Raw genomic sequence first — 25,775 nt, 5'->3', positions numbered from 1 at the left:
AAGGAACTAGTTTCGAGGAGTTCGAATATCATCGATAGCTCTTTTAGTCATGCCTTCAAGCAAGGTCTTAATGGCATTCCCTTGAGTATCAAGAATATTGCATTCGTTTTTACCATCATCACAAGTCAATACTTTAGTCATCCGCTCTGAGAAGGGCTTTCCATCTAATGAGCCATCCAGTGTGCCAATCATAATGGGGAGTCGCGAGGGGTTTTCTGCTGGGGTGTACTGAGTGAACTTGTCAGTGGCTTGATCGCATTCGATGAGTTCCCATATTGGTCCCCTGAAAATATTGCCGTTACGTAGTGCGTACTGCATGTTGTCGTAGAATACGAGATTCTTAAGTTCAAGAGACTTTGCTTCGGGGAATGCCTTCGATATGGTCGCTTTTAAATATGTCACCTTGTCTGGCGTAGACCATTCATCACCAAAACGTTTTATGCCATAAAGGCAACTACTGCTGATATAGGAGAGCATTTCTGTTTGACTCTGCTCTTTTGGTCGCAGATCCTTCACCTGCAACTGGGTATTTACGTCTGGTACGTCCAACTTCGCCGGGTGCACCGGTGCCGTACATCCGCTTAACGCCAAAATGACCAAAGAGAGAGAAAAGACTTTATTCATGATGTCTGTTATCCATTAAGTTATTAGAGCTTTTTTAATTTTTTTGAGCCGCAAGATTCGCATTGCCATAATCTTTTAGAGCGATCAAGCCTTGCTCGCTCTCCGCAGTGTAGACATCGAATGTCTCGATGGAAATAAGCTCGGATGAGCATTAAGGCAACTAATGCACCAAAGAGTATAAGCAGCAAAAGCATTTAATGTTTCCTTGGGTGTAAGCGGCTCATACCAGAACAAGCATCGTATCCGAGGTGGCCGCCACCAAGTACGTACCGTGATATTTATGGCGATGATGTCGGCCATCCAGTGCAACCCGGTATTTAGCCGTTACAAAAAAGAAAAAAGGACACCCACCCCATCATGGCGAAATTGCCTATCGAAAACTAGCCTTGAAAGACCCCTCTCTTGATAAAGGCTACGGCCATGACCCGTCCTCGTGCTGAACTGGTGTCGGTGAACGACACGCCCTACTACCACTGCATTGGTCGTTGTGTTCGCCGCGCCTTTCTCTGTGGCAAAGACACTGTCACCGGCCAGGATTTCAGTCACCGCAAGGCGTGGGTGATGGAGCGGCTAAAGGTATTGCAATCAGTCTTTACCATCGAGCTTTGTGCCTATGCGGTGATGTCCAACCATTACCACTTAGTGGTGCATGTGGATGCCAAAGCGGCAGCGGTGTTAGACGATGACGCGGTAATGGCCCGTTGGGAGCTGCTGTTTGCTTTGCCTTTGCTGGTTAGCCGCTATCGGGCCGGTAAGTTAGCCTGTGAGGCTGAGCGGATTGTGGCGCAGTTACATATCGACAAGTTGCGTCAGCGCCTGTGTGACCTGTCCTGGTTTATGCGCTGCTTGAACGAGCATATTGCCCGTCGGGCCAATGAAGAAGACAAGTGTAAGGGCCGGTTTTGGGAGGCGCGGTTTAAGTCGCAAGCCATTTTGGATGAAGCCGGTTTACTGGCTTGCATGGCGTATGTGGACCTTAATCCCCTTCGAGCCAAGATAGTGGATACCCCGGAAGCCTCAGCCGATGTGTCCTTATCGGCAAGGCTGGATACTGAAGACCACAGCAAACCTGCACTACTGCCTTTTGTCACCCAGTTTAAAGACAGCCCCAAGGGCATTCCCTTTGCGTTGGCCGATTACCTGGCCTTGGTGGATTGGACAGGCCGCGCACAACGTGAAGATAAGCGCGGCTTCATCACCCCAGAAACACCTGCCATTTTGGAACGCTTAGGCCTTGATGCAGACAGCTTCCTTATCGCCCTGGGCCAGCACCAGCTTTCCCGTGGCTCTGTGATTGGCCAAAAACAGGCTCAAAGTGCCTATGCCAAAGCCCATCATCGACGACACGTGGTCGGCCCACCGATAAAAGCCGCTTAATCCCCATACAGCACCACGCTCACACACCCTCAGCACCCGCTGATAATCCCGCTCGCCTCTAATTTGCGTTTTTAACGACAAAACGCGGTATCAGCGCGAAGAAAACATCCTCAAGGCTGATTAATCCTGCACTGTCGATGCAATTCGAAAACTGGACTTTAGTTACTCAAAAGATGGATGTCCTTTTTTTTTCTCCTTTTTTTTTCTCCTTTTTTTTTCACTTTATTCTTCTATGGATGTCCTTTATTCTTCTTGTTGAAATCCGCCTGCAGTGCATTGTTATGTTGCGTCACCTTGTCTTGATCTAGATAAAACCATCCAGAAAAGCATCAAAGTCATTGCAGCTATAGCAACCCATAAGTTAGTAAAACGTTCAATTAATCCTATGATTGGCGCACTTATGCAGACTATCGAGACAAACATAGTCTCCCTTTTCTTAAATCTTGGATCGGTAATGCTCACCAAAATTAATACTACAGCCAATAATATCGCTGAGTAGAACGCAACATCCATTTAACGATACTCCCTGTTGAATCGGCTAGATTTACTTACGGACAATATTCGGCAAGCAACATAACGTTTGAGCTCAGGCCGCGGCCCGTCAGGGCCGTCGCGCCTGCAGCGAATGGTTATGTTTCACCCGCTCGCTCCAACTGCCGGACATAGAACTCAAGACCATAGTCATTCAGCTTTTGTCGCAGCTGCGCCTCGGAAATTCGCGGATCACCATGTAGGCGCTGAATAAACTTCATATATCCAGTGCTGCCAACGAGATCAGCCCGATGATCTCTAGGGATTCTTAGTACCTCGTCAATTTCTTCCGGCGTGAACTGCTCAAATAGCGGGATAATAAGTTTTTCTGATATTTCGTTCGCGCTGTTCCATGAGCCAACAGACCTGTAATAACCAAGGGCCTTCGGAATAGCCAACCTACCAAGATGGTGATTTATGATTCCCGAACTTAGCTGATCTACGCCGAGCTCATTGATTCTAGCCACTGCCGCATTATGTAATTCCGGTTTCTCACTTGCGTCTTTTAGGAAGGCTATTACTTGCGAGATTTCTCCGGCTGTAATGAAGTTCAGTATTTTGTTTCTTACTGGCGGCCCGGACAGTTCCCACAACTCTGGGAGATCAAACGCCATTAGAACAACACCCAAGAAGCCATGATCATCTATGGTTGTTGATATCCTGGCCATATGTTGAACGAGCCGAGCCTCAACAACAGGACGATGGATATCTAGCAGAGCACCCAGGGCTGCAACAATATTTTGGGAAAACAGCAGCGGCTGGTTCGGCTCAAAATACTTAAAGAAAAGTGCATCTGTCACCCCTTTGACAAGCCCCTCAGTTGCACGCGCCACGGCGCTGTGCTCGATGTGAGTTCTTGCTTGCGTTCTATCGCTGGGAAAATAGTTGGATGAGACCAAAACCATGACTTCATCAATTGCCGATCTACCCTGCACGGGCGACTGTGAAAGTACATGCGTTACCGCATTTCTCAGGTGCATCCGTGCTTGCTCTGCAGAGGGTCTATACGGCTGGCCCGCCTTCTGAAATGAGGGATGCGCGCACCTATGCCTGTCTTCTCTTAGTCGTATTAGATCAGTTAGCTCCTGCTGATCAAAGAACTGCAACTGGTCTTTGACGGTCGTTATTATTTCCCTCTCAAACTCTAACGCGCTTTTAATTCCCTGCATGTTTCCAGCGGATATTTGCGCTTGATACTGCTCAAACTGATTGAGAATTGTTGTTGCCACCGCATTTCCAGAAATGGAAAGCTCACGAAGCTTGTCAATTAAGTCAAAGACAACCGCAATCCAAGTGCTCACAATACATGCGCGATACGCACCGCCCCTATAGCAATTTACTGCATCAGAAACATATCCCCGTGCCGTCTCCGTCTTACAGCGCAGCACAAGCTCATCAAGATCCGTCAGCCGTTCCATGCAGACTCCGATAGTGAAACATAACAATAGTTATGAAGCCGGCTCGTTTTCACTCATTAGACCACTGTTCCGAACAACTACAACTCGTTCTTTTATAAGACTAATGCGTCAATCCCACTCAAGCGGCTGCGCAAAAACGAGCCAGCTTCTTTTGCTGATTGGACCGGCTTCTTATCTTGAAGTCGGACCTCATTACTAACTTATATTAATCAATACCTTGTAGACACCCTATCGGAATATATGAGCCAAGGGTCCGTGATAAAGGTGCCAGATTGCCAAACCTCGACTGGATATACTGTATGCCCATCCAAAAACCTGAACGACGCAACTCCTATCTGATAGTCTGCCATGCCTACTGGGGTGAGGCTCTTTCGCCCCGTTAAGCGCAGCGCTGAGTTGCCGGAAGTGAAAGGGCAGCTGAGACAGGATGGCAGGGGGCCGCCCAGATGCAGGCGAATACGTGCTGGGAGCGCGTATGAACCGATGTCCTGAGAACGACCAGAGGCGAAGGAGCAGCGACAAAATCGCCTGGAGCGATTTTGAACATCGAAGCCTTGGCGACGATGGCCCGAAGGGCGGGAACCAGGATGGTCCTCGTCACCGTGGGGCCGGGTTTTGGGTGGGCAGCCCTGCTGACTTTTGCCCTCACAAAATCGCCTGGAGCGATTTTGAACATCGGCGTACTGCGACGATGGCCCGTTAGGGCGAGGCCCAGGGATGGGCCGAGTAAAAGTACCGCGTCGGCGGGGCGCCCCCCGCGAACAATCAGCCGTGCCGCCAGGCACATCCAACACCCACGCTACCGCCCTTGGGTTACAGCTCCCACTGTGCTGATAAAGTCCCTTTGTTCAGCTAGCCCAGTAAACACAAACCCTTCCAAGGCTCGCCGCTGTGCCTGCCTATTCCATCGACGTTACGCAGCTGAATTTCACCTTAACCAATAGCTGCGGTCCGATAAAGCATCTATAGCTGTTTGTTTTTACAGGATGCCTGTGGGTGCGAGGCCAGCTGCCGAGGCTTGGGCTGGTGGCCACCGCTGTCTTTGTGCTGGCCAGCGCGGTGCAACTACAGGTGGCAATCTGCCTTTTAATCGCCAAGTGATGAAGACGCCAGAGTCTTGCTATTAGGTATAAAAAAACACCAGCTCTGCCGGTGTTTTCGTCAGCCCTAAGCTTACTTGCTGGTCAGTCGGAGGCACAGCGGTGGGCTGAATTCCAGAAGGCACTCAACATAGTTGTCGCTGTAAGTGCTTGCCGGTTTATCCTTGGCGGCTTGGGTATCAGCGGCAAAAGAAGCGCTGGAGGCCATAATGGCTACCATGAAGACAGTTAATTTGAGCAATGCTTTTTTCATTCCAATATCCTTATTTTCTTGAGAAATAAAAATGCTTTTACGTAGCCCTATGTAATCATCGGGGCATAGGTTGTTCTATCAAAGGTGGGCCGACTCGTAAAATGATTCAGGGCTGTACAATAATGCAGCTTGCTAGGGATTTCTGAATGTGTTCATCAGGGCATTAAAGCCAATCTCTAGCGGATAAATCGCATTAACGGTCGATGCTAACTGGGCTATTGCTGAACAAAACCAAGGCTTTGGGGGTCAGGGGGGCGGTAAGCTGGTAAAACGAAAGCAACTCGAAAAAGGAGGCTATTCATGGATTTGATACGAATTATCTTTGCCATCATCCTGCCGCCCTTGGGGGTGTTTCTTCAGGTGGGTATCGGGCTGGCATTTTGGCTCAATATTCTGCTGACTTGCCTTGGCTATATTCCTGGCATTATTCACGCCGTTTGGGTGATCGCCCGTAAATGAACTGCGGGCTTGTGCCCGCATTTTTTTCAATCAGGCCTGGCGTTGGCGTTTTTGTCGGTACATGGCGCCGTCGGCTTGGCGCATCAGTTGCTCCGGCTCCACCCCTTGTTGAGGGGAAAGTGCAAAGCCCAAGCTGAAACTTACCCGTAGCGGCTGACCGCCTATATCAAAAGGCAGGGCCATAGCGGCTTTAAGGCAGCGAAGCTGTACTGCAAGGCTCTCGTTGCTGTATTGGCCCGGAACTAACAGGGTGAATTCGTCGCCGCCCATCCTAGCTACCACGGCATCGGCCGGGGCGTTTTGGCGCAGCCGGCAGGCAACTTCGCACAGCAGTTGGTCACCCCAGTGGTGACCAAAGTTGTCGTTAATAGCTTTGAAATCATCGAGATCCAGATACAGCAAGGCCAGAGGCTGTTGCTGTGTCAGGTGCTTTTGCAGTTGCTCGTAGAAGCGAGCGCGGTTGGCCAGGCCGGTCAGCGCGTCATGGTGGGCAAGGTAACGCAGGTGGTCGTCTGCTTGCTTGCGCTCCAGAGTCGCTGCCAGTTGGCTAGCCAGAAATTGCAGTTGCTCACGGGCGTTTGCCGAAACCTTTTCTGAAAACTCCAACACCACTGCCCCCAGCACCTCTTGGGAGCGCAGCAGCGGCACTGCCAACCAGTTGCTGGGGCCAGCGCGCAGCTGGCCCTGAGCCGGAAGGTTGGGGTGGCGCCTGGCCTTGATGGCAATGCCTTGGCCCAACACTTTCTCTAAGGCCGTGCCCGGTCGCAATGGACCATCGGTGCTGGCCGGGCCCAGAGGGTGGTAAAGTCGTTGCGATTTTTTATCAAAAAACAGAATGTGCAGCTGTTCAATCCAGGGTAATGGCGTAACCACCTCTGTTATGACCTGGCATAGCGCGCTTAAGTTGTCGGCGCTGTGCGCGGCCTGGGTGACCATGTAAAGAGCGGCGCGAAACCGCTGGGCATTTTTTAGGCCGGTAATGTCGCGTGCGACGGCAATCCGCAATTTTTCTTCGCTGGCCCACCGGGCGGACCATTGCAAATCGACAGCCTGGCCATTTTTGTGCAGGTAGCGGTTTTCAAAATCGGTGTGGGATTTGCCATCCATCACCCGTTGCGCCGCGGCTAAAGTGCGCTCGATATCCTCGGGGTGCATCAATGCCTGGATAGCGGTGCCAACCAGCTCCTCCTGGCCGTAGCCAAGCAGAGCCTTGCAAGACTGGCTGGCAAAAACGATATGACCGGCTTCATCAACGACAAAAACCGTATCCAGCAGCTGGTTAACCAGCTTGGCTAAATCAGTTTTAACGGGGATCGGCATTGGACTTTAACCTGCAACCAAACGGCATTTTGTCTGAATTGTGTATTGGTTTATGAACATACTAGCGGCCATTGGCGTTGCTGCCCATGGCTAAGTGTCTTTATTTAGCATTGGCTGTTTTATTGGCTCAACCTATTAGCCTCGCAGGTGACGGGGGCCTATTAGTAACCAATGCCACTGTGCGTTTGAGCATATAGCCGTACCAGGCTTAATCAAGATGAGGAGACTGGCCGCTTCCGGCGTTTGCCGATGTGCGCCGGAGGCTAAACAGCCTCGCCATAGCGGCGCCGACGCAGCCGCCAGCGCCTTATGCCGAGGGTAAACAGCATCAGCGGCGCGGCGCCTGCCAGCAGCCACAAGCTTCGCAGCCAAAAACCCCCGGCGCTGCCGTCATGTAGCGGGTGCAGCCAGTTGTTAAAGGTGGTGGCCGGGCCTTGGGCTCTGGCATCAAAGATCGCCAGCACCTTAGCGCTTTGCCCTTGTACCGTCACATAGCTGTGGGGAAAGCGCATGGAAGGGTCACCTGGCAGTTGCAGCCGAAACCGGTAGTTGCCGCCGCTGAGCGGCGGCGTTTCTATCCAGGCCAGGCGCGCACCGGGCAGGGCTTGGCGAGCGGCGGCCAGCGCCGTGCTGGGTAAAACTGGCGGCCCGCTTTGGCTGGCCAGCACTGGCGCGGCCGCCGGAGTACCCAAGGTCCAGCCCAGCAAGGTGGCGGTGGGGCCGGGCAGGGCCAGGGCGGCGCCGGTTAGGCACAGCAATAACAGCGGCAGCGCACTTAACACGCCAATCAGCCGGTGCCACTCCAGCAGGGCGCGTAGCGCCGGGGCGCCAGCGCTAACCTGAAACTGGCGGCGCCAGCGGCCAACTTTGGGCCACCAGCTGTAAAGCCCGCTGAATAGCAGTAGAGCACTGGCCAGCCCCAACCAGCCCACCACCCAACTGCCGGTGGCCCCCAATAGCAACTGGTAATGGAGGTTATAAAGCCAGGTCACCAGGTAATCGCCCCAGTAATCGCGGCGCAGCAGTTGGCTGCCGTCGGGCGATAGCCACACCATCATCGGCGCAAAGCCTTGGCCGGTGGTTTCGGGGGGATGGTAATAACGGGCCGGAATGGCGCCGCCGTCACCGGTGGCCTCTAGGCGCCAGGGGCCGGTTTTGTCTGGGAAGCGGGCGCGCAGGGTAGCCAGGGCGCGATCCCAGTTGGGCGGCTGGGCATGTTGCGTATCAATAGCCGGGTGCAGCCAGCGGTCTAAGGGCACGTAGTACACCAGCGCCGCTCCGGAAAGCCCCAGCACCAAGAGTGCCGTGCCCACCGTTAACCCCAGCCACAGATGCAGTTTTTTACAAAGCCCCCGCCAGGACATCAGTAGCTGGCCCGCACAGACAGGGTGAATGCCCTTTCGTCGCCGGGGCTATGCAAGCTTTGGCTGTTGTCCCACCACAGGTACTCATGGTGGGCATTGGTTAGGTTAGTGATGGCTGCGCCTAGCTCCCAGTGGCTGTTGAGGGTATAGCGGGCCTTTAGGTCAAGCAGGGTAAAGGCGCCGTAATGGCCTTCGCTGTTGCGGGTGGTGAGATAGTAACGGGTCTGGGCACGAAGACTCGCTGAAAGGCTTAGCTTGGGCGTTAGCTGGTAATCGCCACCGCCGCTTATCAGCCGATGCGGCACGTGGTCGATGTCGTTACCGGCCAGTTCTGGCGTGGCCGGGTCTGGGGTGACGATCACCGCCTCTTGCCAAGCCACTGAGGCCCACAGTGTCAGTGCTTCACTGGGGGTCCAGGTGCCTTGTAAATCAATGCCGTCGCGCTTGGTTTTACCGAGGTTGGCGTAGTCGCCATTGGGGTCGTTGAGTTTGACTTCCAACTCGCCGCTGGCGGTTTGGTTCCAGCGACTAAGGCGCACCGAGCTATCTGGCGTCGGCTGGTATTTGATGCCCAGTTCCCACCCTTGGTTAATAGAGGGCGCCAAGTCCGGCTGGCTGGGAGAGGTGCGATAGCTGCCGGCGCCCACCCCTATCTGAAAGGTGCGGCCCCAGTTGCCAAAGAAGGTGAGGTTATCCAGCGGCAGCAGCGCCAGCGACAGCTTGGGCTGGCTGATGGTGCCGTAATCATTGGCATCGGCGCGGCTGTCTGTGAGGCGGTTACTCAAGCTGCCGCTCACTCTGTCTAATCGCCAAGCCGGGGTAATGCGCAGCCAGCGCACCGGCTCCATCATCAGTTGGCCGTAGAGCCCGGAGACATTGAGGTGATAGCGCCAATCGCGGGTTTGGCTGGTCGGCACCCTGGCCACCGTCAGGTAACGCTCGGAGGTATTGTCTTGCTGCTCGGTGCTTATTCCCAGCGCCAGGTGCAGCCGATGAAAGGCCGCCAGCTGTGGGTCCACATTGTAGGTGGCGCGCACGCCGTAGTGCGTTTCATGGGTGTAGCGCCGCTGCTGGGAACTGCCTTCTGAAAAAGTGACATAGCGGTCGTCACTGAGCTGATTCAGCCAGCTCAAGGCGTTTAGCTGGCCTTTGGGCAATGCCCAGTCCAGGTTCAGGCTGAACTGGTTCATGGTGCGGCTGTCGCCGTCGTATTGGTTGTAGCTGTTACTGGCGCGCGGGGTGCGGGCGGCTACCGGGCCGGTGAGATAGCCAGCTTCGTCGGCCCTGGCCTCATAATGGCGGGCGCTGGCACCCAGAGTCAGGGTGTGGGTGGCCGCCAGGGCCCACTTGCCCGATACGCCTTTTCGGCTGAGGCTCGAATGGTCGCGATAGCCGTCCGAGCTTAGGTAGCCTGCACTGTAGTTTTGGCTAAGGCGTCCCGCTTCATGACCCAGCGCCACTTGGCCTTGGCGGCGCCCGAAGCTGCCTGCTGAAAGCCTACCGTCCAGATAGTTGCCACCGGAGCGGGTCAGCAGGGTGACGTTACCGGCGATGTTATAAAGGCCATAGCGTGGGTCGCTGGTGCTGCGCACCACTTCTATGCCCTCCAGATCCAGGGGAAATATCATGTCCAGGTAGGGCATGTTGCCATCGTTGGAATTGGAGGGGATACCGTCTATCAGCAGCTTAACGGCGTTGATGTCGCCTTCGCCGTTAAAGCCGCGAAAAGACAGCTTGCCGCTGGTGGTGCCCTGGTTGAAGTCGGTAAGCATCACCCCTGGCATCTGACCTACCAGTTGCCAGGGGTAGTCGCTGTCGCTGCTTTGGGCTACGTCGCGGCCTAGCCGGTCTACCGAACCTAATAGGGTAGCGGCGTCAGCCAAGGGTTTGCCGGTCACGGTCAGGTGCTCACCTATGGCAAAGCTGGTGTCGCCGTTGTCGGCAGCTACGGCGTTCTTAATAGGCAATACAGAGCTTAATAACAGAACAAGAAGAGCAGGCTGAGTGTAGGGTTTGGTCATTGTGGCCGGGCTGTTAAAGCAATCAGCGCCGGATTGTAGAGGGCAGGGCGGGTAGGGTCACTGCGACAAATTGTCGCAGGGGCCAAGGACGGCGCCTTGGCCCCAAGCCAGTTAAAGCAGCACCAGGCTCAGTAAGTACACCAGCACCATGGCGGTAACCCCTTGCACCAAGGTGGCCATGGTTTGGGCGCGATAGGCTAGGCCCACCTTCATGCCGCTAAATTGCGACACCACCCAGAAGAAGCTGTCGTTGGCGTGAGACACCGTCATGGCGCCGGCGCCAATGGCCATCACCGTGAGCGCCCGGCCCATTTCACTGTCCAGCCCCAGCTGCGCCAGCATGGGCGCCACCAAAGCCGAGGTGGTGACCAGCGCCACGGTAGAGGAGCCCTGAGCGGTTTTGAGCGCTGCCGACACCAAGAACGGCATCAATATACCCACGCCCCAAGCCGAGAGAGTGGCGCCAAGGTAATCGCCAAGGGGCGAGGCTTTTAATACCGCGCCAAAGGCGCCGCCGGCACCGGTTATCAGCAAAATGGGCGCGGCGGCCTTGATGCCCTCGGTAATGGCGTGGCCAAAGGCCTCGGCTTTGCTGTCGCCTTTTAGTAGCGGCACGGCCAGCAGCAGGCCAATCAGCAGCGCTGGCAGCGGATCGCCGAGGAAACTAAAGAGGGTTAACAGGCCGCCCTCACCAAAAGGATGGCTGGGGAACTTGGCCACCGAGCCAAGGCAGATAAGCAAAATAGGCACAAAAATGGGCGAGAACGCCTGCCAGGCGCTGGGCAGCTTGCCGTAAGAGGCGCGAAGGGCCTGCCAATCCTGGTGGCTAAGCTCGTGCTCGCTGCCGTCTGGCTCTACGTTTTTAAAGCGGCTGGCCCAAAAGAGCCCGGCCAGTGCCGCTACGGCGGCCACCACCAGGCCGATACCAATCACCAAGCCCAGGTTACTCTCCAGCCCCAGGTTACCGGCGGCGGCGATGGGGCCAGGGGTGGGCGGCACAAATGTGTGGGTGGCATAAAGGCCGGTGGCCAGCGCCACACTCATGGCCACGCTCGACACCTCAAGGCGCTTGGCCAGGGATTCTTTCAAGGAATTGAGAATGACAAAGCCCGAGTCGCAAAACACCGGGATAGACACCAGATAGCCGATAAGGCTCATAGTCAGCCCCGGAAAGCGCTCTCCTAAAAGCTTGATGATGGTGTCGGCCATGGTGATGGCGGCGCCGCTTTTTTCCAGGATCACGCCGATGATGGTGCCCAGCACGATCACCAGGCCAATGTAGCCAAGGATGCCGCCAAAACCGCTGGACACCGTCTTGGCAATGCTGGCCGCCGGCAGCCCGTAGGCAAAGGCCGCGATAAAGGCAGCCAGCAGCAACGCCAGGAAGGGGTGCATCTTCAGTTTGGTGGTAGCCACCACGATAAAGGCGATGATCGCCAGCAGAATAAGAACCAGGGACATGGCAGGGTTTCCCGTTGTTTTTTCAGCCGTTCGAAGGGTTAACCTTTATCGGCATTGGCCTCTTTTGGCAATGCGACCAAGGTCTTGGCTTCTCCCGGTGCTGGCGGCAGGGCAAAGGCAATCACCAGCTGTTGTGGGCGCTCGCTAAGGTGCGCCGCCACCACGGCGCTGGCTCTGTGGTAGATATCGTCGAGGTTTTTCTCTTTGGGAATGGCGTTAAAGGTAACGGTGACATTACTCAAGGCGCCATTGTGCCAATTCATGCTTACCAGGTTGTCGGTGGCCAGGGCTTTTTTCAGGTCGGTTGAAATGGCCTGTGATTGGGCCAAGCCCTGTTTCAGGGTGTCCACGCCGCCGCAGCCAAAAAGTGCCAAAGCCAGGGGAAAGAGCAGCAAGGTTTTTTTCATTGGTGTCATTCCGTGGGTAAGGAAGCGCCATCATGGCGCAAAAACGCGCCGCTGGCAGTTGCTTTTTTAGGCAAGGCCTTTTAGAGTGCGCGCCATCTTTATCAACCACTTACTGCAAAGGAGATATGACGATGAACCAACAACACGCACTCTTTGCAGGCCGTGGCTGACCTTTCGCTTCTTTTCTAAAGCCCCGCGTTTTCCCGGCCTGCCAATTAACTTCTGAATTTAATTAACAGATGGAATTGGTATATGGGCAATTCAGTCCAGACACTGTCTGACAAGGTTTCGCTGATCGCCTCACCCCGTACCTGGGTGGAAGGATTGGCTATCGAACAGTTACAAAAAACCGCAGAACTACCCGGCATGGTGCGGGTGGTAGGCATGCCTGATCTGCACCCGGGGCGGGGTTACCCCGTGGGCGCCGCTTTTTTAAGCCTCGAGCGCTTCTACCCGGCGCTGGTGGGCAACGACATCGGCTGCGGCATGGCGCTGTGGCAATGCGATTTGCCCCTTGCCAAGGCCAAGCCCGACAAACTGGCCCGGCGCCTTGGCGCCGTTGAAGGGCCGCTGGATGAAAGCTGGCACAGCCTGGTGGCCGAGCGCAAAGCGGCCCTTGGCATAAGCGAGCACGGCTACGACAGCGCCCTTGGCACCATTGGCGGCGGCAATCACTTTGCCGAGTTCCAGGCGGTGGAGCGCCTTTATCAAAAAGACCTGCTGGACCCAAAGCAGCTGTTGCTGTTGGTGCACTCGGGTTCACGGGGCCTTGGCCAGGCGGTGTTGCAGCAGCATCTGGCGGCTTTTGGCCACCAGGGCCTCATTGCAAACACCGAAGAGACGGGCCTGTACCTTGCCCGCCACAACCAGGCGCTGCGCTGGGCCGAGCTTAACCGGGAGTTGATTGCCCGGCGCTTTATAGACGCCATTGGCAGCAGCGGGCATTGCCTGCTGGATGTAAACCACAACCTGGTCAGCGAGACTGGTGATGGTTGGCTGCACCGCAAAGGCGCCACCCCAAGCACCCAGGGGCTGGTGGTTATCCCAGGCTCAAGAGGCGATCACAGCTATCTGGTGCGCCCCACCCAAAGCGAGCTTGGGCTCTATTCCCTGGCTCATGGCGCCGGGCGCAAATGGCAGCGGGGCGACTGCAAAAGCCGGCTTAGCCACAAGTATCGGCGCGAAGATCTGCTGCGCACCGCCTTTGGCAGCCAGGTGATTTGCAACGACAAAACCCTGCTGTTTGACGAAGCGCCCCAAGCCTACAAGCCTTGCCATACGGTGATTGAGGCATTGCTCGATGCCGGGCTGGTGGAGCTGGTGGCAAGGCTCAAGCCGGTGCTGACCTTCAAAACGCAAGGGGGGGGGCTGCTGATGCATTTATTGCAACTTTCCGCAGGCCAGGGCCCTGACGAATGCAACCGCGCCGTGTGGCTGGCGGCCAGGCGCCTGGAGGCAGAAGCGCGTGAGCGTGGCTTGACGCTGGCGGCGCTGAGATCGGTGCCCGGTAATGTGCCGCAGAGCCTGAAATCATTGCTGCTGGCTGTGCAGGGGGAAGGTGCCCAAGCCTTTTGTGAAACGTGGCAAGGGCCGATGCTGTGGCATTGCCAAAGCGGGCTTCGCCCTGGCCATAGACGCAAAAACTGGTACTTTTCGGGGCAGCTTTTTGTGGCGCAAGAGGCGGTGTTTGACGATGCCATTACCTTCAAGGCCACCAAGGCGGGAGGCCCTGGCGGCCAGCATGTCAATAAAACCGAGTCGGCCATCCAGGCCACCCATCGCCAAAGCGGTATCCGTGTTTGGGTGGCCGGTGAACGCAGCCAGCATGCCAATAAGCGGCTGGCGCGGGCGCTTATCGCCCATAAGCTGGCGGCCTTGGCGGCGGCCCAGCAAAGCGCCGAGGAGCAGGCTTGCTGGCAGCAGCACCAGGCCCTTGAGCGCGGCAACCCCAGGCGCCGCTTCTTTGGCCCCGACTTTGTGGCGCGTTAAAAAGCCCGGCATTGGCCGGGCTTTTTGCTTCTGCCTGCCAGAGCCGGCAGGCAAGCTTAACGAACAGCGCATTTCTAATTAATGATAATTGTTCTCACTTGATTGTTGCTGCTATAACAGCAACAACAGCGAAGGGGGAACTGTGATGGACGAATGGAAAGTGGCTATCTGCGCGGCCAACCATGCCTTTAGCCAGGGCGAATGGGGCCTTGCCGAGCACCGTTACCTTGATGCCTGCCACTGCGTGCAGGCGCGGCTTGCCGCCAATGACAGTCAAGCCGAAGAGGTGATTGCGGCGCTGGTGGTGAGCTTTGCCAATCTGGCGGAGCTGTATTTCCAGCAAGGGCGGATGGAAAGCGGCCTTGGCCGCTACCTCGAATTAAAAGCCCAGCTCGATAGCTGCCGAAGCCACCACCGCCAGTGCAACCGCACCCAGATGATGCTCAACTGTGCCGAGCGCCAGATGGGCACGCAGCTACTCCACGCCCTTAAAACCCAAGGTGTGGCGCCCACCACCAGCCAGCAACTGCTGCACACGGTGCTGGCCGGCAACGAGGTGGCCCACTAGGGCTATTGCACCCGAGGTTGAGTGAGGCGCAAGGCGCTCACCAAGGCCGCCACGGCGGCAAAAAGCGCGGCGCCAATCAAGGCGGCATGGGTGCCGTTGCCGCCAAAGAGGTTAAACAGCAAGGCTACCATGGCCGCTCCCGAGGTTTGGCCAATCAATCTTGCCGTACTTAACATGCCGCTGGCGCCGCCGCTTCGCTGCCTTGGCGCCGAGCTCAAAATGGTGTGGTTATTGGGCGATTGAAAGAGGCCAAAACCGGCGCCGCACACCAGCATGCGCAGCACTATCTCAAGGTGTGAAGGGGCCGCTGGCAACAACGCCAGCAGCAACAAGCCAAGGGCAAAGACGCCCAAGCCAATGGCCCCCAACATGCCGCCATGAAAGCGCTCTACCAGCCGCCCGGCAATGGGCGCCATCACCATGGTGGCCAGCGGCCATGGGGTCATCAACAGGCCCGTTTCTATCTCGCTCAGGCCCAAGGTCTTTTGGAAGTAAAAGGGAATGGACACCATGGCCAGCATTTGCGCCCAAAACGAGCAGATAGAGGTGCAGATAGACAGCGAAAAGATAGGAATGCGCAGCAAGTCTACCGGCAGCAACGGGTAAGCCTGGTGCAGCTGGCGGCGCACGAAAAAGTGCCCGGCCACCAGGGTGGCGGCAAGCTCCAGCGCGGTCAGCCAGAGCGGCTGGCCCTGGGCAAAGCCGCTAAAGGCGGCAAAGAACAAGCCGAAGGTCAGGGCGTTTAACAGGGCGCTGGCTTTATCGAAGCGCTGCTCTTTGGCGCCATCGTTGTGGGGTAAAAACCGAAAACCCATCACCAAGGCAGCAAGGCCGATGGGCAGGTTAACGGCAAAGAGCCAGGGCCAGTTGGCCACCGATAAGATCCCGGCCGCCACCGTGGGCCCGGCGGCGGTAGACACCGCCACCACCAGGGTGTTGATGCCGATGCCTCGGCCCAACATCCGTTTGGGGTAGATAAGCCTAAGCAGCGCGCCGTTAACGCTCATCAGCGCGGCCGCCCCCAGGCCTTGCAGCACCCGGGCACCGGTCAGGGTGGCCAGAGAGTCGCTCAAGGCGCAAAGGCCGGAAGTCAGCGAAAAAAGGCCAAGGCCGATAAGGTAAACCTTGCGGTAACTCCACAGATCCCCAAGGGAGGACAGTGACAGCAAGGTCATGGTAATGGTGAGCTGGTAGGCGTTAACCACCCAGATGGAGTTGGCCGGGCTGGTGCCGAGATCGTCGGCGATGGTGGGCAGGGCAACGTTGGCAATCATGCCGTCCAGCACCGCCATGGTTATCCCTAAGGCTATCGCAAGAATGGCGCCAAGGCGCCTTGGCATGGGGAGGCCGTCGGTACTGCTCATCTGGGCTCCAGACGAAACCGCTGGCCAGTGCGTGCTGGCGGCTTCGCAAAAATAGTCAATGTTCTAAAGGCCTTAGACTACCTCGGATCTCGGCCATTAGAGAGCCAGGATCTGCGACTTTTTTCATTTTGGGCTGAGCAAAGGTTGTTGCTGGTGTAATAATCTGGTTAACGATAATGATATTACCGAGCTTGCTATGCTGGCTGTTAACTCCCCAGCTTGTCGATTTTCAGGCGTATCCTGCGCCTTATTCTTACTGGTACTGGCCACCAGCCAGGTGGTGTGGGCGGACGAAGAAGATATCAGTGAAGACCGCCAAAGCACCGACCTGCCGGGCTGGGCAGTAGAGCGTATCGACCCGGTTTACAACATGGTCTCCGGCTGGGTAAACAGCACCTCTCGCAACATCGACGGTTTCTTCGGTACCGATGAATCCTTGAAGGTAGAAAACCACTCCTACCTGCGTATCAGCCAGGAATTTTTGCTGCGCCAAAACCGCGCCAATGACACCGACACCGGCATTCGTTACCGGTTGCAACTGCCCACCACCCAGGAGCGGCTCAAGCTCATCGTAGAAAGTGACCCAGAAGAAACCCTCGGTACCTTGCAACAACAAGCCGCCCGTGACACCCGCACCGGCCGCTTTGACGGTGGCCAGGGCGCCGTTATCGGCCTTGAAAAACAAGAGGGTGAAGACAAAACCGTGGCCTGGGACAACAGCTTTTCCGGCGGCGTGAAGCTGCGCCTACCCCCCGACCCTTACCTGCGCTTTACCAGCGAGCGCCTTTGGCAGCTGGGCCAATCCCCCTGGACTTTGGAGTTTGACGGGCGGCTGTCTTGGTTTAACAGCGACGGCTTTTCAGCTCGGGGCCTGGTGGATATTGGCCGCCACCTTGATGAGCGCCATTACCTGCGCTTTGTCAGCCAGGTGCAGTGGCAGGAAGATTACGACCACCTGGAGTTCTACCAGCGCGCCGAATACAACCGCATCATCAACCGCCGCAGCGCCATTCGCTACTCGGCGGTGGTGGTGGGGGAGGGCGCCAGCGACCCTCGCATCAACGACTACTTCCTCGAAACCCTCTACCGGCGCAACATTCACAAGGGCTTTATCTTTGTGGACGTGGCGCCGTCGCTGCATTTTCCCCGCGAAGTGGGGTTTGACCCCAGCTGGGAGGTGAACCTGCGTCTTGAGGTGTTCTTCCGCGGCGACATCATCCTCAAGCACTGAGCTTTGACGGACTGTTGGCATTGCATTGGCGACCCATTTTCGAGAAATTGGAGCCTGGATACCCGTTGGAGTCGTTAATGAAGAGCTTGTTTTTTGGCGCTATCGTTGCCGTTGTGGCCTTGGCTGCCTTGTTTTTTCACAGCCATTTTTCCGAGCGCAGCGACCTCGACCAGCCGCTATTAACCGACAATACCGCCCTGCAAAGCCCAGAAGATACCTGGCACGGCCGCACCGACGACCGCAAAGCCCGGCCCCTGGATGACATTCGTAACCAGCAACCAGCCAAGCCCACCCCGGCGCCCAGTACAGAGCAAGACGATACCCAGGCCCAGGCCGAACTGCCACAGCTCGACAAGCTGGTCAGTAAGGATGACGAAGGTGATGTGGTGTTTGATGCCGCCCCCCTTAAAAACATGCCCCTTAACGAGCTGCAAAACGCCGTAGCCACCCTGACTTTTGCACAAACCACTGAGGCGGCTCGCAGCAACGAGGCGCTGCTCAACTCCCTGCTGGCCAGCAATACCACCGAGCAGGGGATCTTCACCGACAACATCGGTTGCTCCGACAAGGTGTGTGGGCTGGTGCTCTCCGGCGATAGCCGCGATACCGTCAGCAAGGCGCTGGACGGCATCGCCAGCTCCGAAGAGCTGCAAAAAACCGTCAAAGGCGGCCTTAAAACTGTGGTTCAGCACGACGACCGTTTCTTCGGCATTCTGCTGGGAGTGGAAGTAAGCGACCCGGACGCCGAAGTAAAAATCAAATAACCCAAAGGCCCGGGGCCGGTTTTGCCCCGGGCCGCCCTCCAGGCTATTCAATGTAAACTCGCCTTTACGGCCAAATAGGCCCGTTTTACGCCCCGCCGTTGCCGGCGCTCGGTCGGTTGAATCAATTTTTTATTTCTATTCAAACGCTTGATTGCTTTACGTTCGCGTAAATCATTGTTTTCGCATAGGGAAGCGTGCAAAACCCCTGACAGTTTTAAATGAATAACCATGCAAATAAATTAAATGCACAACCCTTCAAGGGGGCGGCGGCTCTCGGCTATGGTCAGGGCATCGTCCACCTTTGAGCCGCGCAGATGACCGCCATTACCAAAGCCCCTGCCTCCAGCCACTCTGTTATCGAAGATGCCACGGCGCTACTGACCGCCTCTTGCTTTGTGGCGTTCGGGGTTTTTATGCTGCGTGATTGTGGCCTTATCACCGGCGGCACCGCCGGCCTTGCCCTGCTGCTCACGCACTTTTCCCCATTCAGCTTTGGCCAGTTGTTTATGGCGCTGAATCTGCCGTTCTTTTATCTTGCCTGGAAGAAAATGGGCCTGGCTTTTACCCTGCGCACCATCCTCTCCATCGTGGTGGTGTCGCTGCTGAGCGATAACCTGGGGCAGGTCATTCAGATTGGTTATGTGCATCCCTTTTTTGCCGGCCTGGTGGGCGGCCTGATGATGGGAGTGGGGCTGCTTATCTTCTTTCGCCACAAGGCGAGCCTGGGCGGCTTTAATATCTTTGCGCTCTATTTGCAGGAGCGCTTTAACATTCGCGCCGGCAAAGTGCAGATGGCGCTGGATTGCACCATCGTGGTCGCCTCGTTCTTTACCCTCAGCCCCTGGTTGCTGCTGTGCTCCGTGGTGGGGGCCATTGCCCTTAACTTCATCCTTGCCACCAACCACAAAGCCGGGCGTTACAACGCGTCTTGATGGCGCTTTATGCAGCTACACATTCGGCCAGCACTGACGATCTCACCGGGCTTTGGAACCGCGAAAAAATGGCCGGGCTTTTCGAGCTGGAGAAGCAAAAGGGGCAGGCCCAGGCAAAGCCGCTGGCGGTTATCATGCTGGACATCGATTTTTTTAAAACCGTCAACGACACCTTCGGCCACAGCGTGGGTGACAAGGTGCTGGGCAGTTTTGCCACACTGCTGCGTCGCCATGTGCGCCAGCAAGACCACGTTGGCCGCCACGGCGGTGAAGAATTCTTTATCCTGCTCCCCGAAACCGACGCAGCCCAAGCCAGCGCCGTGGCCCAGGATCTGCGCCAGCGTATCAACCAGTTCCATTTTGAAAAGGTGGGCAACAAAACCGCCAGTTTCGGCGTCACCCAGTACCAAAGCGGCGAGTCGCTGTCGCAACTGCTAACCCGCGCCGACTACGCCCTCTACCAAGCCAAAGCCAAAGGGCGCAATTGTATTGAGGTGGTGTAACACGAGCTGCTAACCAGCCAGTACCTCTGTTCGCCGAGCTCTTCTATTGAAAATATGGAGTATTTTAAATGCTCCGAAAGGCTCAATTTTGCTCAGGGAAAGAGTTTTAAAATTTCGTCACTTTGATATGCGACCTTTTGAGCAAGATCTTTAATGGATGAGCCATTTTCATTCTTTTGGTCAATATCAGCACCATTCTCAATAAGTGTTTTTATTGAATCATAATCAAAAGGCAAACTGGAAAATGCTTCTCTCAATGGTGAAACACCTTCCTTGTTTATGATATTAACTTTGGCGCCATTGTCGATCAGAGATTTAATTATATCAGCTCTCTTGGCTCTAACGGCATAATGAAGTGGAGTGTTTCCATAAACATCAATGTCGTTTGTGTTTATACCTTTTCTGATTAAGTGCTCAAAGGTGCTTATTTTAGGAGTGAGTCGGATGGACATTAGTGAACGGTGTAGAATGTTCCAATTCTCCTTTTTCGTTTTATCAAAAATATCAAATCCTTGATTGATAAGACTATCTATCATATCTATGTCGTTTCTAACTATAGCTTTTAGATACTCTCGAGACATAAAAGTTGTCCTCTGAAAATAAATAACATCCTGATTTACAGACTTGTTTTAAATCCAGGAATATTGCTAAGTATGTAGTAGATATCTGTTATCGATAGTTCATTATCACTTGCCAGTTTTTCGGCATTCATAATGATAGCACTGCACTCTGCAGGCATATCTGTTATAACATCTAAGTCAATACCTAGATCTCCTGGCCAATCCTGGCCTATTACATACTCATGAGCGTTACAAGGATTAATTATAGAAAAAATTGGCCATGACGGAAGTTTTATTGACGCCATGTCACAATTAATAAATCTTGAATTGTTTACTTTAGCTTCGGTAAAGTCACAGTCTTTTATTGACGACCTTTTATTAGAGTCCCAGTCGCCAAAATCACATCCGTCATATGTGCCGATAAAACTTGTGTTGATCAGGTGGGCATTTTCAAAATGGAAATTAAGTAATGGCTCTATCTGTTCAAACGTGCAGTCTGTCATTGTAACGCCAGCTATCACAAGAGAGCTCGTACTGGCATGAGAGTATAACTGGCAGCTTTCAATATATAGGTTAGGGCCCAAGACATTGTGATCTGGGTCATTAAGGGTCAAGGCTATATCTACCAATTTTTGGTTATCAATTCTCATAGTGCCTGATGTTCACTCTTCTCTGGCATCAAAGACGATTTTTTCTTGGGTCGGGTTGTAAACAACGACGTCTTTCAACTTGGTCATATAGTCAAGAAGAATGACGACAATATCGTCGAAGTCGTTATTGGGGTCGTCTGAGAAAATCACTCTCAATCTTTTATTTGACGATCTATTTGGCTCATCTTGAATATCACTGAAATCTTGTTCAACATTACTACCAGAATCAAAGTAAGCGCTTATATTATAAACATCATCAACGGTGATCTTTAAACCACTCTTCTTCGTCATAGGGTTCGTTTTTTCGGAAAACAATACACGGGTATTGTTTTTGAAAATGTTCTTCATTTCAGAAAATGTCGAACTTTCGTTTAATTCGGTGTCTTCTGAGTTTAGGTATGCATGGAATGTGTTGGTAGTTTTCACTTTTTAATTTATTTTTAACTTGTGATGGCTAAATAATTTTTAGCGTCCCCATTGATTTTAATTTTTGAATGGAAGGAGACGCATTTTTATGCTCTCAAAGCAGATTATTTCAAATGGCTTCTAAGTATATTTATTAAGAAGTTTCCTTTCCTTCTAGAAGCGGATGCAGAAACAAGTGTTAGTGGACATATCTGGGCTTTTTGGTTTTTCATGTCTTTTAGTTGAGGTAGTCCGAAGAAAACATTATCTTTGTCTGAGTAGTCAATAAACCATTTTCCACCAAGAATTTTTCTGAAAGTTTCTCCAATGTATCTAGCGGCACCATCAACCATCTGACTGTTTGACATATTTTTAACTTCATCTGAAGATGAATAGTTCTGAAGTATCCAGTTTTCAATTGTGCATAAGGAGTCAATGGAGAAGTCGAGTTTACTCTTATCTTCCAATGAGATTCTACTTATAAATGAGTCTATGGCTGCATCCATATCCATCAGCCAAAACTCAAAATTTTCTTTCTTTTCGCTAATGGTCATTTACACTCCAATTCTATAATTTATTCCGGCAGACTCAAGTGATTCAATTAATGGCTTTGACGGTTGCTCTGCAAAAAACCATTCGATATCCCAGCCACTATCTACTAGCGATGCATCACGCCTTATTTCCCATAGATTAGCCTGATTTGCTGTCTGGTAACCAGTCTTAAATTCTATGCCCCTTAGATCTCCTATATCTGCGATGTCGAGACGTCGTGCATGAACTTCCCCATCAACTACAGTGTCAACAGTTTGCTCACGCTTTCCCCATCCGAGAGTTTTATGATAGTCATCGACTGCCTTATGGGCCTCTCTAGCCTTTGACATGTTGCTTTCGTAGACGTTGGACCACCGCTCATAATTCCATTCCCCACCTCTTTCCTGGTATTGCTGCCAACGTTCTGCCTTATGGTTATCTGAGCCAGGTGACATTGAGTCTTCGTTATCAGATAGTTTCATAGAGTAGGAACTGAAACTACTTTGTTTACTTTCTTTTTGTTGGTTTTTCCTAACTTGATCCTGTGATTCTATCGGACTGCTATCTATTGATGAGTTACTTTGAGAGCTACCCACTTGAGAGTTTACCGCTGCAGCATCCAATTCGCTGCTTTGTAAAAAGACGAGGGTGTCGCCGTTATGTATCGAATCTCTGCTCCCACCGTTCATCCGTAAGTGTTGCACTTATTATCTGAATTCTCGCCTGCGTTTCCTTGTCGGATTTAGGAAAAAACGCCGTGCGCAATTGTATTGAGGTGGTGTAAGCGTTGTTCTGGTAGCCGTAGTTAAGGGGTTTCTTTACTGGCATCAAAAACGATTTTTTCTTGGGTCGGGCTGTAAACAACGACGTCTTTCAACTTGGTCATATAGTCAAGAAGAATGACGACAATATCGTCGAAGTCGTTATTATGGTCGTTCGGAAAAAGAAAACTCATTCTAAGCATATGTGGAATAGGTGGCTTTCCTATCAACTCTTTGAAATCACTCTCAACACTTTCGTCATTGATGATAAAAGCCCCCACTATATACTTGCCATCTACCACAATATTCAAATAAGGCTCGTCAGAAAAAGGGTCTGACTCCACCTCATACCTAATGCGGTGATTATTTTTAAACAACTCTTTAATACTGGCGAAGTAAAAAGGGGGCTCATTTTTATCTGCGTTGAAGAATGCCTCAAAAGAATGACTCATGGTTACCTTAAAGAGCCCCCAAAGGGGCTTTAATCAAAATTTGGTTTGAGATAACCTTTTATTTCGTTTATGTTGGATGGAGTGATCTTCCATCTCTCATGATTATCAAATTCAAAGTCTATCTTTATCTTACCTGACCCTCTTTCAATCTGAACAAGCAATTGCTTAAATTTATGGCCGGATACGCTTTCAATGTGTTCCCTGAACTCTATGACTTTGTTGTCAATTGCCACAGGTTCGTCATCGATTTCTGCAATGCATGGTTCCACGTCATTACCAAGGTAAATGAATCCAGAGTTCGCGACATGGCCTTCACCAACATCGAAAATAATACTTACGCTGTCCCAGTCTTCGGTTGTTAAATCATCGGACTGAATGATTAAGCTTCCAATTTCAATGATATATCTGTTGTCAAATTTCATTACTAGGCCCCGTAGTTGTTCATATCATTCTTCTTCACTCGATCAAAAGACTCACCAGCTTTGTTTGAGAAGTTATGACGTCTTTTATATATTTTCTTGCCGGTTTTTGGATCGATTATTGAATAGCTTGCAATAATGTTTCCGGTCTAGATGAACCTTTTGGGTCAAGTTTTACCTTTAATCTAACTTCATAACCTTCTTTAGTCCAGTCAGCCCACTCATTCTCCATGGTTTTATAAACGCCACGGTTGAGGTTAGAATTTTGAGGAAACAAGTTCTTTATTCCCTGGTCGGACATAAAGCGGTGTCCGATCAAGTGACCGCCGTCATCATCTTCGAGTCTATCATCACCACCAACTGAACCTTGGAGTTTCGATTCTGTACTGGAGCGTTTTCCTGAATGAGTACTTTTTAATGTTGCCTCGACAGATATTGGGCGTCCTTGCTCGTCCTTCTTCGTAATAAGGTTCGTTTTTTCGGAAAACAATACACGGGTATTGTTTTTGAAAATGTTCTTCATTTCAGAAAATGTCGAACTTTCGTTTAATTCGGTGTCTTCTGGATTTAGGTATGCATGGAATGCATGAGTCATTTTTGACTCTCCCAACATATAGTCATTGGGAGAGTCCGTTCAAGCCAAATCTTTTGGATAAAAATCGTGATTTCTATAAATAGAATCATCTATATGATATAAGCGAGTAATTAATGCTGCTTCATAACACCAGTAACCGGTATATGTATTTTTTCCTTTGATATGTAGTTCATAGCCACCTCTTACTTTGAGCTCATCGTACCAAGAGTTTAAGTAGGAGAGCATTAGCTCTGCAGCGTTAGACTTATCAGCCTCTAAAACTTGCATTGCACCTAAAAAGGTTTTTGAGAGTAACTCGTTTGATTTCAGAGTATCATTTCCAGTTATGGAGTGAATGATATTATCTAAAAGTTTATCTTTTCCATAGTAGTTAACGAGCTCTAAATATCTAATTGCATCAGTACGTGTTGCATCATTTGCAAGAATAAAACAAAGGGATTTATAAGTTTCATTCAGTGATGAGAGTGAAAACTCCTCCCACTGAATTCTTTCATCTTGGCGCTCAGGTGGTAATTGATCTGCAAATTCTTTTTGTTTCTCTCTGTATTCTACAAGAAGCTTACAGTCATCAATTAGATTTGCAACATCATCACCTCGTGAGTATTTAGATTCGAGGAGAGAACGAATATCGTTAACTATACCATCCGCCAGTCTCATTTTTAAGCCAGCATCATCTTCCACTTCAATTTCTTCAATGTCTTCTGCTATGCATTCTTCTCTAAACTTGACCCTATCATCGAAATAACTCTTATCTTTAAACTTATCGCGAGTCATTTTTTATCTCCATTGACTTTGCTTGACTTTATAATATTACCATTTGAATCTAGCTTTGATAATCGTAAAGAGCCGTCTTTTTTGTTTCTAATAAGATACTTTTCGACGTCTCCTTTATTTCGTCTTAATCCTTTTTCAATCTTTCTTACTTCAGATTCATCTAGCCCAGCGTCTTTAAGTCTCTTGCTGGAATCGGCAGTAATCCAGCGGTCAGACATCTGTTTTCCGTCGTTAGTTTCACCTAACTTGGCTGTATTATATTTTGCTTCAACGATAGCATAGTCTGGCTTTGGGTGTAAATTTTCATAAACGCCATCAATTCCTGAGATGCCTGCTCGATATTCACCATTAGTATTCCCGATAGGAATAAAGCCGTTATCTAGCATTAACTGATGTGCGTTATACTCGCCAGCTGCGGCATTTCGGTGATTGGATGAATCAAATTGATCACTGAAGTCTGAGGGTCTTAAGATTTTTGGCGTACTTTGCGGAGTATTTTTTGACTCCTTTTGAGTATTCTCTCGAGGCTTCTCTTTAACTACAGTTGTATCAGTCCCTATATTTTCAGAGAAACCCGAACTCCCACTACTACTAATCGCTGCTGAATCTAGTTCGCTATTTGTAATGGTGGCTAGGATGGTTCCATTTTTTACTGAATCTTTGAATTTATTAAATGCTTCGTTAGCATTGCCGGGTTGAATATTGCCACTATTGTTCTTCAACCAAGCTTGCCCTAGTTTTTCTTGATCTTGAGAAGAAAAGTGTTCGAGAAAAGAATGATCTTTTTCGACATTAATAGGATCAGACACGTCTGGGCTTGTACTATCAACTAAGGCGTATGTAGTTCCATAAGTTGTAGTGGCTGTCACTTCCCATTTCGGCATGCTTTCAACCTTCTCAATCCTTGAGGTAAGGGCCTATGTTAGCTGGCGTGGTGGCGCT

Annotated in this window: 27 protein-coding genes and 2 pseudogenes; 10 read left to right on the top strand and 19 right to left on the bottom strand. The window is 52.0% G+C overall.

Annotated features, from left to right (window positions below; all coding sequences use genetic code 11):
• Positions 1-6: 6 nt before the first annotated feature.
• Positions 7-624 (bottom strand): hypothetical protein, encoded by a 618-nt coding sequence (locus EDC28_RS07865; protein WP_123421218.1) that lies wholly within the window; start codon positions 622-624, stop codon positions 7-9.
• A 214-nt stretch (positions 625-838) separates the two neighbouring features.
• Here EDC28_RS07865 and EDC28_RS07860 point away from each other — a divergent pair.
• Positions 839-943 (top strand): annotated as a pseudogene (locus tag EDC28_RS07860) (transposase); the annotation flags it as partial.
• 101 nt (positions 944-1,044) lie between these two features.
• Complete coding sequence (locus tag EDC28_RS07855) at positions 1,045-2,001, top strand: transposase (RefSeq protein ID WP_123421217.1); 957 nt, start codon at positions 1,045-1,047, stop codon at positions 1,999-2,001.
• A 629-nt stretch (positions 2,002-2,630) separates the two neighbouring features.
• Here EDC28_RS07855 and EDC28_RS07850 read toward each other — a convergent pair.
• Together EDC28_RS07850 and EDC28_RS07845 are read right to left on the bottom strand one after the other, a co-directional pair.
• Positions 2,631-3,950, bottom strand: coding sequence for a hypothetical protein (locus EDC28_RS07850; protein WP_123421216.1), 1,320 nt, complete (start codon positions 3,948-3,950; stop codon positions 2,631-2,633).
• A gap of 1,173 nt (positions 3,951-5,123) precedes the next feature.
• Entirely contained in the window at positions 5,124-5,303 is a 180-nt protein-coding gene (locus tag EDC28_RS07845) for a hypothetical protein (RefSeq protein WP_123421215.1), read from the bottom strand.
• 300 nt (positions 5,304-5,603) lie between these two features.
• Here EDC28_RS07845 and EDC28_RS07840 point away from each other — a divergent pair, with 300 nt between their 5' ends.
• A complete protein-coding gene (locus EDC28_RS07840) occupies positions 5,604-5,762 on the top strand; it encodes a YqaE/Pmp3 family membrane protein (RefSeq protein ID WP_083446035.1) in 159 nt (52 codons plus the stop codon).
• 30 nt (positions 5,763-5,792) lie between these two features.
• Here EDC28_RS07840 and EDC28_RS07835 read toward each other — a convergent pair whose 3' ends face one another.
• The 5 genes from EDC28_RS07835 to EDC28_RS07815 form a co-directional block, all read right to left on the bottom strand.
• Positions 5,793-7,082 carry a sensor domain-containing protein gene (locus tag EDC28_RS07835; protein ID WP_123421214.1) on the bottom strand — a complete coding sequence of 430 codons (1,290 nt, stop codon included), beginning with the start codon at positions 7,080-7,082 and terminating at the stop codon, positions 5,793-5,795.
• Positions 7,083-7,345: 263 nt separating this feature from the next.
• Entirely contained in the window at positions 7,346-8,446 is a 1,101-nt protein-coding gene (locus EDC28_RS07830; protein ID WP_123421213.1) for a PepSY-associated TM helix domain-containing protein, read from the bottom strand.
• Positions 8,446-10,413: a TonB-dependent receptor gene (locus tag EDC28_RS07825; protein WP_170164061.1), complete on the bottom strand. Its 1,968-nt coding sequence runs from the start codon at positions 10,411-10,413 to the stop codon at positions 8,446-8,448. Before EDC28_RS07825 ends, EDC28_RS07830 begins: the two co-directional genes overlap by 1 nt.
• Before the next feature lie 165 nt (positions 10,414-10,578).
• A complete protein-coding gene (locus EDC28_RS07820; protein WP_123421211.1) occupies positions 10,579-11,928 on the bottom strand; it encodes a GntP family permease in 1,350 nt (449 codons plus the stop codon).
• A gap of 38 nt (positions 11,929-11,966) precedes the next feature.
• Positions 11,967-12,335, bottom strand: coding sequence for a hypothetical protein (locus tag EDC28_RS07815; RefSeq protein WP_123421210.1), 369 nt, complete (start codon positions 12,333-12,335; stop codon positions 11,967-11,969).
• A 252-nt stretch (positions 12,336-12,587) separates the two neighbouring features.
• On the opposite strand from EDC28_RS07815, the pseudogene EDC28_RS20315 reads away from it, so the two are divergent.
• The 3 genes and pseudogenes from EDC28_RS20315 to EDC28_RS07805 form a co-directional block, all read left to right on the top strand.
• Positions 12,588-13,700 (top strand): annotated as a pseudogene (locus tag EDC28_RS20315) (RNA ligase RtcB family protein); the annotation flags it as partial.
• A gap of 9 nt (positions 13,701-13,709) precedes the next feature.
• Positions 13,710-14,324 carry a peptide chain release factor H gene (gene prfH / locus EDC28_RS20310; RefSeq protein ID WP_170164064.1) on the top strand — a complete coding sequence of 205 codons (615 nt, stop codon included), beginning with the start codon at positions 13,710-13,712 and terminating at the stop codon, positions 14,322-14,324.
• 145 nt (positions 14,325-14,469) lie between these two features.
• Entirely contained in the window at positions 14,470-14,892 is a 423-nt protein-coding gene (locus EDC28_RS07805; protein WP_050660895.1) for a hypothetical protein, read from the top strand.
• Positions 14,893-14,894: 2 nt separating this feature from the next.
• Here EDC28_RS07805 and EDC28_RS07800 read toward each other — a convergent pair whose 3' ends face one another.
• A complete protein-coding gene (locus tag EDC28_RS07800) occupies positions 14,895-16,256 on the bottom strand; it encodes an MFS transporter (protein ID WP_123421208.1) in 1,362 nt (453 codons plus the stop codon).
• Between the two features lie 196 nt (positions 16,257-16,452).
• On the opposite strand from EDC28_RS07800, the gene EDC28_RS07795 reads away from it, so the two are divergent.
• The 4 genes from EDC28_RS07795 to EDC28_RS07780 all read left to right on the top strand — a co-directional run bounded on the left by EDC28_RS07795 (position 16,453) and on the right by EDC28_RS07780 (position 19,686).
• Positions 16,453-17,487, top strand: a complete 1,035-nt coding sequence (locus EDC28_RS07795; RefSeq protein ID WP_244946559.1) for a hypothetical protein — start codon at positions 16,453-16,455, stop codon at positions 17,485-17,487.
• Between the two features lie 77 nt (positions 17,488-17,564).
• Positions 17,565-18,251: a hypothetical protein gene (locus tag EDC28_RS07790; RefSeq protein WP_123421207.1), complete on the top strand. Its 687-nt coding sequence runs from the start codon at positions 17,565-17,567 to the stop codon at positions 18,249-18,251.
• A 314-nt stretch (positions 18,252-18,565) separates the two neighbouring features.
• Positions 18,566-19,183 carry a YitT family protein gene (locus EDC28_RS07785; protein ID WP_123421206.1) on the top strand — a complete coding sequence of 206 codons (618 nt, stop codon included), beginning with the start codon at positions 18,566-18,568 and terminating at the stop codon, positions 19,181-19,183.
• On the top strand, positions 19,183-19,686 hold the full coding sequence (locus tag EDC28_RS07780) for a GGDEF domain-containing protein (RefSeq protein WP_123421205.1): 504 nt from the start codon (positions 19,183-19,185) through the stop codon (positions 19,684-19,686). Before EDC28_RS07785 ends, EDC28_RS07780 begins: the two co-directional genes overlap by 1 nt.
• A gap of 92 nt (positions 19,687-19,778) precedes the next feature.
• Here EDC28_RS07780 and EDC28_RS07775 read toward each other — a convergent pair whose 3' ends face one another.
• The 10 genes from EDC28_RS07775 to EDC28_RS19965 form a co-directional block, all read right to left on the bottom strand.
• Positions 19,779-20,267, bottom strand: a complete 489-nt coding sequence (locus tag EDC28_RS07775) for an ankyrin repeat domain-containing protein (protein WP_123421204.1) — start codon at positions 20,265-20,267, stop codon at positions 19,779-19,781.
• Positions 20,268-20,302: 35 nt separating this feature from the next.
• Positions 20,303-20,896, bottom strand: coding sequence for a pentapeptide repeat-containing protein (locus EDC28_RS19970; protein ID WP_148049818.1), 594 nt, complete (start codon positions 20,894-20,896; stop codon positions 20,303-20,305).
• Between the two features lie 12 nt (positions 20,897-20,908).
• The gene (locus EDC28_RS07770; protein WP_148049817.1) at positions 20,909-21,322 is read right to left on the bottom strand and encodes a hypothetical protein; all 414 of its coding nucleotides are present in this window, start codon (positions 21,320-21,322) and stop codon (positions 20,909-20,911) included.
• Positions 21,323-21,426: 104 nt separating this feature from the next.
• Positions 21,427-21,855 carry a hypothetical protein gene (locus tag EDC28_RS07765; RefSeq protein WP_050660901.1) on the bottom strand — a complete coding sequence of 143 codons (429 nt, stop codon included), beginning with the start codon at positions 21,853-21,855 and terminating at the stop codon, positions 21,427-21,429.
• Entirely contained in the window at positions 21,856-22,455 is a 600-nt protein-coding gene (locus EDC28_RS07760) for a hypothetical protein (RefSeq protein WP_211355723.1), read from the bottom strand.
• Positions 22,456-22,637: 182 nt separating this feature from the next.
• A complete protein-coding gene (locus EDC28_RS07755) occupies positions 22,638-23,045 on the bottom strand; it encodes a hypothetical protein (RefSeq protein WP_123421201.1) in 408 nt (135 codons plus the stop codon).
• A 29-nt stretch (positions 23,046-23,074) separates the two neighbouring features.
• Positions 23,075-23,467, bottom strand: coding sequence for a hypothetical protein (locus EDC28_RS07750; protein ID WP_123421200.1), 393 nt, complete (start codon positions 23,465-23,467; stop codon positions 23,075-23,077).
• 115 nt (positions 23,468-23,582) lie between these two features.
• On the bottom strand, positions 23,583-24,059 hold the full coding sequence (locus tag EDC28_RS07745) for a DNA/RNA non-specific endonuclease (protein WP_170164060.1): 477 nt from the start codon (positions 24,057-24,059) through the stop codon (positions 23,583-23,585).
• 39 nt (positions 24,060-24,098) lie between these two features.
• Positions 24,099-24,833, bottom strand: coding sequence for a PoNe immunity protein domain-containing protein (locus EDC28_RS07740; RefSeq protein WP_050660906.1), 735 nt, complete (start codon positions 24,831-24,833; stop codon positions 24,099-24,101).
• Entirely contained in the window at positions 24,830-25,717 is an 888-nt protein-coding gene (locus EDC28_RS19965) for a hypothetical protein (RefSeq protein ID WP_148049815.1), read from the bottom strand. The genes EDC28_RS07740 and EDC28_RS19965 overlap by 4 nt, the downstream gene beginning before the upstream one ends.
• Positions 25,718-25,775 lie beyond the last annotated feature (58 nt).

It is taken from the genome of Gallaecimonas pentaromativorans, from assembly GCF_003751625.1.
GTDB lineage: Bacteria > Pseudomonadota > Gammaproteobacteria > Enterobacterales > Gallaecimonadaceae > Gallaecimonas > Gallaecimonas pentaromativorans.
The sequence above is the reverse complement of the archived record's forward strand: the minus strand, read 5'-3'. Positions and strand labels throughout refer to the sequence as shown.

Excerpts from the sequence above, each read along its gene's own strand:
- EDC28_RS07865 (WP_123421218.1), bottom strand. The coding sequence starts at position 624 with ATGAATAAAGTCTTTTCTCTCTCTTTGGTCATTTTGGCGTTAAGCGGA.
- EDC28_RS07855 (WP_123421217.1), top strand. The coding sequence starts at position 1,045 with ATGACCCGTCCTCGTGCTGAACTGGTGTCGGTGAACGACACGCCCTAC.
- EDC28_RS07850 (WP_123421216.1), bottom strand. The coding sequence starts at position 3,950 with ATGGAACGGCTGACGGATCTTGATGAGCTTGTGCTGCGCTGTAAGACG.
- EDC28_RS07845 (WP_123421215.1), bottom strand. The coding sequence starts at position 5,303 with ATGAAAAAAGCATTGCTCAAATTAACTGTCTTCATGGTAGCCATTATG.
- EDC28_RS07840 (WP_083446035.1), top strand. The coding sequence starts at position 5,604 with ATGGATTTGATACGAATTATCTTTGCCATCATCCTGCCGCCCTTGGGG.
- EDC28_RS07835 (WP_123421214.1), bottom strand. The coding sequence starts at position 7,082 with ATGCCGATCCCCGTTAAAACTGATTTAGCCAAGCTGGTTAACCAGCTG.
- EDC28_RS07830 (WP_123421213.1), bottom strand. The coding sequence starts at position 8,446 with ATGTCCTGGCGGGGGCTTTGTAAAAAACTGCATCTGTGGCTGGGGTTA.
- EDC28_RS07820 (WP_123421211.1), bottom strand. The coding sequence starts at position 11,928 with ATGTCCCTGGTTCTTATTCTGCTGGCGATCATCGCCTTTATCGTGGTG.
- EDC28_RS07815 (WP_123421210.1), bottom strand. The coding sequence starts at position 12,335 with ATGAAAAAAACCTTGCTGCTCTTTCCCCTGGCTTTGGCACTTTTTGGC.
- prfH (WP_170164064.1), top strand. The coding sequence starts at position 13,710 with ATGCATTTATTGCAACTTTCCGCAGGCCAGGGCCCTGACGAATGCAAC.
- EDC28_RS07805 (WP_050660895.1), top strand. The coding sequence starts at position 14,470 with ATGGACGAATGGAAAGTGGCTATCTGCGCGGCCAACCATGCCTTTAGC.
- EDC28_RS07800 (WP_123421208.1), bottom strand. The coding sequence starts at position 16,256 with ATGAGCAGTACCGACGGCCTCCCCATGCCAAGGCGCCTTGGCGCCATT.
- EDC28_RS07795 (WP_244946559.1), top strand. The coding sequence starts at position 16,453 with ATGCTGGCTGTTAACTCCCCAGCTTGTCGATTTTCAGGCGTATCCTGC.
- EDC28_RS07790 (WP_123421207.1), top strand. The coding sequence starts at position 17,565 with ATGAAGAGCTTGTTTTTTGGCGCTATCGTTGCCGTTGTGGCCTTGGCT.
- EDC28_RS07785 (WP_123421206.1), top strand. The coding sequence starts at position 18,566 with ATGACCGCCATTACCAAAGCCCCTGCCTCCAGCCACTCTGTTATCGAA.
- EDC28_RS07780 (WP_123421205.1), top strand. The coding sequence starts at position 19,183 with ATGGCGCTTTATGCAGCTACACATTCGGCCAGCACTGACGATCTCACC.
- EDC28_RS07775 (WP_123421204.1), bottom strand. The coding sequence starts at position 20,267 with ATGTCTCGAGAGTATCTAAAAGCTATAGTTAGAAACGACATAGATATG.
- EDC28_RS19970 (WP_148049818.1), bottom strand. The coding sequence starts at position 20,896 with ATGAGAATTGATAACCAAAAATTGGTAGATATAGCCTTGACCCTTAAT.
- EDC28_RS07765 (WP_050660901.1), bottom strand. The coding sequence starts at position 21,855 with ATGACCATTAGCGAAAAGAAAGAAAATTTTGAGTTTTGGCTGATGGAT.
- EDC28_RS07755 (WP_123421201.1), bottom strand. The coding sequence starts at position 23,045 with ATGAGTCATTCTTTTGAGGCATTCTTCAACGCAGATAAAAATGAGCCC.
- EDC28_RS07750 (WP_123421200.1), bottom strand. The coding sequence starts at position 23,467 with ATGAAATTTGACAACAGATATATCATTGAAATTGGAAGCTTAATCATT.
- EDC28_RS07745 (WP_170164060.1), bottom strand. The coding sequence starts at position 24,059 with ATGACTCATGCATTCCATGCATACCTAAATCCAGAAGACACCGAATTA.
- EDC28_RS07740 (WP_050660906.1), bottom strand. The coding sequence starts at position 24,833 with ATGACTCGCGATAAGTTTAAAGATAAGAGTTATTTCGATGATAGGGTC.
- EDC28_RS19965 (WP_148049815.1), bottom strand. The coding sequence starts at position 25,717 with ATGCCGAAATGGGAAGTGACAGCCACTACAACTTATGGAACTACATAC.